This window comes from Pseudonocardia kongjuensis, assembly GCF_039526905.1.
In the GTDB taxonomy this organism is placed as follows: Bacteria; Actinomycetota; Actinomycetes; order Mycobacteriales; family Pseudonocardiaceae; genus Pseudonocardia; species Pseudonocardia kongjuensis.
This window is the reverse complement of the sequence record NZ_BAAAJK010000024.1, coordinates 121787-128166: the sequence shown is the minus strand read 5'-3', so window position 1 is coordinate 128166 and position 6380 is coordinate 121787. Positions and strand designations below refer to the sequence as shown.

The 6380-nt window shown below is 79.0% G+C and carries 6 protein-coding genes; 1 reads left to right on the top strand and 5 read right to left on the bottom strand.

Annotation, left to right across the window (positions count from 1 at the left end):
- Nucleotides 1-101: 101 nt before the first annotated feature.
- The 3 genes from ABD160_RS20730 to ssd are packed head-to-tail and all read right to left on the bottom strand — an operon-like array spanning nucleotide 102 to nucleotide 3180.
- The gene (locus ABD160_RS20730; protein ID WP_344024968.1) at nucleotides 102-953 is read right to left on the bottom strand and encodes a type II secretion system F family protein; all 852 of its coding nucleotides are present in this window, start codon (nucleotides 951-953) and stop codon (nucleotides 102-104) included.
- Nucleotides 947-2098 (bottom strand): TadA family conjugal transfer-associated ATPase, encoded by a 1152-nt coding sequence (locus tag ABD160_RS20725; protein WP_344024966.1) that lies wholly within the window; start codon nucleotides 2096-2098, stop codon nucleotides 947-949. Before ABD160_RS20725 ends, ABD160_RS20730 begins: the two co-directional genes overlap by 7 nt.
- The gene (gene ssd, locus ABD160_RS20720) at nucleotides 2095-3180 is read right to left on the bottom strand and encodes a septum site-determining protein Ssd (RefSeq protein WP_344024964.1); all 1086 of its coding nucleotides are present in this window, start codon (nucleotides 3178-3180) and stop codon (nucleotides 2095-2097) included. The genes ABD160_RS20725 and ssd overlap by 4 nt, the downstream gene beginning before the upstream one ends.
- A gap of 468 nt (nucleotides 3181-3648) precedes the next feature.
- Here ssd and ABD160_RS20715 point away from each other — a divergent pair, with 468 nt between their 5' ends.
- Nucleotides 3649-4617: an HAD family hydrolase gene (locus ABD160_RS20715; RefSeq protein WP_344024962.1), complete on the top strand. Its 969-nt coding sequence runs from the start codon at nucleotides 3649-3651 to the stop codon at nucleotides 4615-4617.
- Here ABD160_RS20715 and ABD160_RS20710 read toward each other — a convergent pair.
- Together ABD160_RS20710 and ABD160_RS20705 are read right to left on the bottom strand one after the other, a co-directional pair.
- A complete protein-coding gene (locus tag ABD160_RS20710) occupies nucleotides 4598-5065 on the bottom strand; it encodes a GyrI-like domain-containing protein (RefSeq protein ID WP_344024960.1) in 468 nt (155 codons plus the stop codon). The two genes, ABD160_RS20715 and ABD160_RS20710, sit on opposite strands and share 20 nt — an antisense overlap.
- A gap of 453 nt (nucleotides 5066-5518) precedes the next feature.
- Nucleotides 5519-6271 (bottom strand): oxidoreductase, encoded by a 753-nt coding sequence (locus tag ABD160_RS20705; protein ID WP_344024958.1) that lies wholly within the window; start codon nucleotides 6269-6271, stop codon nucleotides 5519-5521.
- Nucleotides 6272-6380: the final 109 nt, after the last annotated feature.

The window sequence follows — 6380 nt, the reverse complement described above, 5'->3', positions numbered from 1 at the left end:
CCGGGGCGGCCCCGGGCCGCGGACGGCGCGCCGCCGCCCGGCCGCCGGGCGCGCCCCGCCCGCCACCAGCGCCGCCGCGGCCAGGCCGAGCGCCGCCGCGATCACGACGGCACCGCCGCGCGCAGGATCCGGTCCGACCACGCGGCACCGCAGATCGTCAGCAGGACCCCCAGCACCAGCAGGCCCGGCCCGTGCCATCCGGTGCGGAGCACGGTCAGCGGGGCGATCCCCATCAGCTGCCCGAGGCCCGCCCCGGCGAGCGGCAGCGCGGTCAGCACGGCGGCGGTGGCCCGCGGCCCGGCCAGCTGCGCCCGCACCCGCGCACCGTGCGCGATCCGCCACCGGAGGTCGTCGAGGAGCTGGGTGAGCAGCCCGGCGAGCGGTGCGCCGTGCCGGTCGGCGAGCTCCCAGGCTGCCGCCATCCGTTCGACGTCGCGGCCCGCCGGACCGGTCGCCGCCCGGCGCAGCGCGCCCGGGACCGGCTCGCCGATCCGGGCGGCGGCCGCCGCCGGCTCCAGCACGCCGCGGGCGAGCGGCCCGTCCTGCGAGCACCCGGCGAGCGCCGCCGCCGGATGCGCACCGGTCCGGATCTCGTCGGCGATCCGGGCGAGCGCGTCGGCCAGCTCGCCGGCCGCCGCGACGGCCCGCTCCGCCCGGCGCCGGGCCGCGCGCCGCCGCCGGGTGAACCAGGCTGCACCCACCGCGCAGGCCGATCCGGCCGGGCCGAGCAGCACCAGCCCGCCGAGCCCGGCGAGCAGGTACCCGGCCGCCGCCGCGGGCACCGGCCGGCGGGCCCGCCCAGCCCGGCCGCGGCCCAGCCCGCGCAACCGCCGCCCGGCCCCGCACCCGGGCAGCCCGGTCACGGCGCAGGCGAGCAACAGCAGGACCGGGACGACCCGGGCGGGGGAGGGCAGCGCACTCAGCGCACTCAGCGGACTCAGCGGACTCAGCACGGCACCCACCCCCCGCGCTCACGGATCAGGGCGCGCAACCGCTCCGCACCCGGGCCCGGCCCACCGGACCGGGTCCACGCGGCGGCGACCTGCGGGCCGCCGTCGTCGTGCAGCACCCCGATCTCGTGCAGCTCCCGGCCCGCGCCCGGGCGCCTGCGCATGTGCAGCACCACCTGGACCGCCGCCGTGAGCTGGCCGTCGAGCGCCGCGGGCGGCATCCCGCCGAGCCCGGCGAGCGCCCGCATCCGGGCCGGGATCTCGCGCACCGAGTTCGCGTGCACGGTGCAGGCGCCCCCGTCGTGACCGGTGTTCATCGCCCCGAGCAGGTCGGCGACCTCGGCGCCCCTGACCTCGCCCACCACCAGCCGGTCCGGCCGCATCCGCAGCGCCTGCCGGACGAGCTCGCGCAGCGGCACCCCACCGGAGCCCTCGATGTTCGGCGGGCGCGCGACGAGCCGCACCACGTGCGGGTGCCGGGGCCGGAGCTCCTCGGCGTCCTCCACGGTGATCATCCGCTCGCCCGGGTCGACCGCGCCGAGCAACGCATTGAGCAGGGTCGTCTTCCCGCTGCCCGTACCGCCGCCGACCAGGACGGCGAGCCGGGCGGCGACGACCGCCCGCAGCAGGGCCTCGCCGGTCGCGTCGAACGTCCCGCTGCGGCGCAGCGCGGCCAGGTCGTGGCTCGCCGGGCGCAGCACCCGGAGCGAGATCGCCGTCCCGGCCGCGGCCACCGGCGGGAGGACCGCGTGCAGCCGGACCCCGCTGTCGGCGAGCCGGCCGTCGACGCAGGGGCTGGCGTCGTCGAGCCTGCGCCCGGCGGCCAGCGCGAGCCGCTGCGCGAGGCGGCGCACGGCGGCCTCGTCCGGGAAGGTGACGGCGACCCGGCGCGGCCCGTCGCCCCGGTCCACCCACACCGCGTCCGGCGCGGTGACCAGCACGTCGGTGGTGGCCGGGTCGCGCAGCAGCGGATCGAGCGGACCGGCCCCGGTGAACTCCTGGCGCAGCGACCGGAGCGCGGCCAGCACGTCCATGTCGGACGCGACGCCGCCGGACTCGGCCCGCACCGCCGCGGCGACCGCGGCCGGGCCGGTCTCGCCGCCGGCGTCGGCCAGCCGGGCCCGGACCCGGTCGACCAGCGGGTTCACGACGCCGCCCGGTGCGCGACGTCGAGCGCGCCGAGCCGGTCCCGCAGCACGCGGGCGGCGACCGACAGCGCACCGCGGCCCGCGCCGGGGACGCGGCCGCGCTCCAGCGCGCCCGCCAGGCCGCGCGCCGGGCGCATCGCGTGCAGCAGCGGCAGGCCGAGGCAGGACGCGACCTCGCCGGGGGTGATGCCGCCCGGCGACGGCCCGCGCACGACGAGCTCGACCACCTGCGCGTGCTCGGCCAGCACGTCGGCCACCCGGCACGCGGCGGCGCCGGCCCGCAGCGTCGCCGGCACCAGCAGCACCGTGAGATCGGCGGCGGCGACCGCGGTGAGCGCCGCGTCGGTCGGGTAGCGGGGGACGTCGCAGACGACCGTCCCGCCCGCCCGGCGCCCGGCGTCGAGCACGGCGCCGACCGCGGCGGGCTCCGGGCCGTGCGGGGAGCGCGCACAGGACAGCACGGACAGCTCCGCCCGGCCGGACACCACCCGGGGCAGCGCGCCGCGCAGCGATGCGGCCTGCACCCGGCCGTCGCCGACGGTGAGCCCGGGCCAGCGCAGTCCGGCCTCCTCCTCGATGCCGGCCAGCAGGTCCAGCCCGCCACCGAGCGGATCGCAGTCGACCAGCAGCGCGGCGCTCCCGGCGCGGGCGGCCCCGACCGCGACGGCGGTGGCGAGCACCGAGGCGCCCGCGCCGCCACAGCCGCCGACCACCGCGAGCACCCGGCCGGGCGCCCCGCCGGCGCGGTCGCGGACGTCGGCGAGCATCCCGGCCAGCGCCGCCTCCCCGGCGGGCAGCTGGACCACCCGGTCCGCGCCGAGCGCGACGGCGGCCCGCCAGTCCTCGGCGGCCGGTTCGCCGGTCACCACGATCACGACGGAGCCGCGGCGCCCGAACCCGGCCTCCCGGCAGCGCACCGCGCCGGCCCGGTCGAGCAGCACGGCCGGGGCCCGCGCCCAGGCCCGCCGGGCGTCGGCGGCGTCGATCGCGCGCTGCGCCTCCATGTCGGCCGCCGCGGCGATGCGCAGCAACGCGTCGAGCAGATCCGGGTCGTCGGCCACGACCAGACAGCGCCGGTCCATCCCCGCCGCACCTCCCACCGGCCCGCCGGTGCGGGCCCCGGTACGAGCGTGCGGTGCCGCGGCGCCGCCGGACCGGCGATGTGTCCGCCTGTGGACAACCTGGGGAGAACCGGCCGTCCTGTGGATGGCGGGTGGCCCGGGGAGCCGCGATCGGCTACCACCCTGGTCCGCTCAGAGGACGGCCCCCGCCAGGGGGGATTGGCGGGGGCCGTCTGTCGGTTCAGCCCCGGGGGGTCGAGCTGAACCCGCCCGGACCACGTCCGAGCTCACACAACTGTAGCCGGAATCGTGCTGTCCCGCCCATACCCCGCCTGTGGCCTGCGCCGACCGGTTCCGGCGGCGGCGCGCCGGAGGGGTGCAGGAGGGTGAACCGGGCGGGGACCGGTGAGCGCGTCCGGATGACGGTCCGGCCCCGGCCGGAGGGGGCGGCGGTGCGCGGCCGGTCGCCCACCGGGCAGGCTGGTGGACGTGTCCGACGCGCCCACCAGCACCGCCGAACCCGCCCCCCAGGCCGTCTTCCTCGACCTGGACAACACGATCATCGCCGGATCGAGCGCGCTGGCGTTCGCCAGTACGTTCGCCCGGCACGGGCTGGTCGACCGGGCCACCGTCGCCCGCGGCGCGTGGGCGCAGCTGCTGCTCGTGCTCGCCGGCGCCGACGCGTCCACGATGGACACCCTGCGCCGGCGGATGGTGCTGATCTGCCAGGGCTGGGAGGTCGAGCGCGTCCGGGCGATCGTCGCGGAGACGCTGCAGGAGGTGATCGGCCCGCTGGTGTACCCGGAGGCGGTGCGCCTGATCGAGCGGCACCGTGCGCAGGGAGCCGAGATCGTGCTGCTGTCGGCGTCCGGCCTGGAGGTCGTCGAGCCGATCGCGGAACTGATCGGCGTCGACCGGTTCCGGGCGACGACCATGCGGACCGAGGACGGCCGCTACGCCGGCGACATCGACTTCTACTGCTACAGCGAGGGCAAGGCGCAGGCCGCCCGGGAGATCGCCGCCGAGCTCGGGCTCGACCTGGACCGGTGCGCCGCCTACACCGACTCGATCACCGACCTCCCACTGCTGGAGGCGGTCGGCAGGCCGGCCGTGGTGAACCCGGACCGCGAGCTGCGGGCGATCGCCCGGGAACGCGGCTGGCCGGTGCTCGGGTTCGTCCGGGCCGCGTCCCGCCGGGACCGGCTGTTCCGGCTGCGGGACCGGCTCGCCGACCGCTTCACCCCCGGCGGAGCCGGCCGGGGTACGGCCGCCGACGGAGCCGGCCGGGGTGCCGCCGCCGGCGGAACCGACGGCCGGGCCGCGGTCCGGCCGCCCGCACCGGCCGGTCGCCGGACCCGGATCGCGGCCGCGACCGGTGCCGGGCTCGCGGTGCTCGCGGTGGCCGGGATGGCCAGGGGACGACGGCGCCCCCGGCCGCTCATCCGACCGGCCAGTTGAGCTCGGTGCGCAGGTCGGCCGGGTCCATGTCCGGCGTCGGCTCGGTGAGGTAGACCTCCCAGAACGTGCCGCCCGGGGTGAGGCCCTGCGCGGTGATCCACTCGCCGAGCCGCTGCCAGGCGGCGCCGAGCCCGTCGAACGACCCGGCGTGCACGGACCGCGCCACCCGGCCGCCGGGCAGCTCGCCGGCGAGCACCTCGCCCTCGGCCTGCACGGCCCGGTCGGTCGGGAACCCGGCCTCCAGATCGAACTGCTCGCCGGGCAGCCCGTGGTAGAGCCCGAACGCCGGACCGACGACCGTGACGCCCTGCGCGGCGACGGTCCGCGGGAGCACCCCGAACGCCCGGTCGTAGAACGCGGGCAGCTCCGGCGCGGGCACCACCCCGCGCACGACGGCCGTCACGGCCGCCTCGGTGGTGATCAGCTGCGGTTCGCCGGTGGTGGTCATCGCTGCGCCCTCTCGTCGGTGGCCCGTTCCCCCTGTCCGACCGCCCGGACGGACGGAACTCATCGGCCGCGACCGCCGTCCGGTGCGTCGTCGCCGCGCGGGCGGGTGATCTGGCCGGTCACGGATCGCTGCTGAACCGGTGCACCTGCGCGCGAGGGTTGCCCGACGGCCCCCGACAGGTCTAGGAACGGGGTCACGGACCCCGGTCAGGCCAGGGGCGGTTCGGAGGAGAAGAACCCGTCTCCCCCGGCCGGGCTCCGTACGCGTGAGCCGGGCACTCCACGCCGAGCACGCCGCGGGAGGCATGTCGTCGTGGGCCTGCGTACCGGGACGCCGGGCGCCGAGGCCGTCGTACACGACACGTAGTGCACGCCAGGAACCCGGACCGCGCGTCGGGTCGGGCGGTGTCCCCCAGGGGACGCCGCCCGGCTCACTGTCCGGGCCGATCGGGTGTCAGACCGACTGGGCCGCCGCGATCGAGAGGCCCTCCCGGCCACCGGCCTCCCACTCCGTGCACAGGTGCACGATCCAGCGGGCCACCCCGTCGGCGGTCCCGGAGCCGAACGCCTCCGCCGCCTCCCGGTACTCCGCGGGCCGGCGCAGGAATCCCACCTCCGGCACCGACAGGCCGCGCGGGTCCAGGCCGGACGACATCGCCGTCAACCGGGCGGCGGCGCGGGCGACCACCCCGTCCGCGGTGCCGAACGGGCGCAGCGTCAGCAGCTCGCCGTGCACCACCGCGACCAGCACCGGGGCCGGCACCGAGGTGCCGCCGCCGAGCAGGTCGGCGAGCCCGGCGAGCCGGGCCGACGCCCCCGGCCGCGGCCGCCCCAGCAGCGCCTCGTGCTCCTCGGTCGGCACCAGGTCGGTCGCCGCGAGCACGTGCAGCCGGGCCAGCGCCTGCAGCGGCGCCCGGCCCCACACCTCCAGCAGCCGAGCGCGTTCGTCGGCGATCCGGACCGCCCCGGCCAGCACCGGATCGGACACGTGATCGGCGGTCGCGGGCCGCAGCGGGGCACCGTCCAGCGCGGCCGACGACCGGGCGGCACGCAGCGCGGCCTCGGCGGCCGTCGCGGGCCAGCCACGCCGGTTCACCGGCCGGTTGTGCACCTCGGTGGTCGCGTCCCGCGCCCGGGCGACCGCCTCGGGCACGCCGGGCAGGCCGGTGAGCGGGGCCAGCGGGTCGTCGGTCGGGGGACGGGCCATGCGTGTCATCGTCGCAAGCGGTGCCCTACTCTCGGGTACCGGCTCTCCCACCCGGCTCCGTACGCAGTGGACCGTTCGTCGTCCGCCGGTCGGCCGTCCGTCGGCCGCC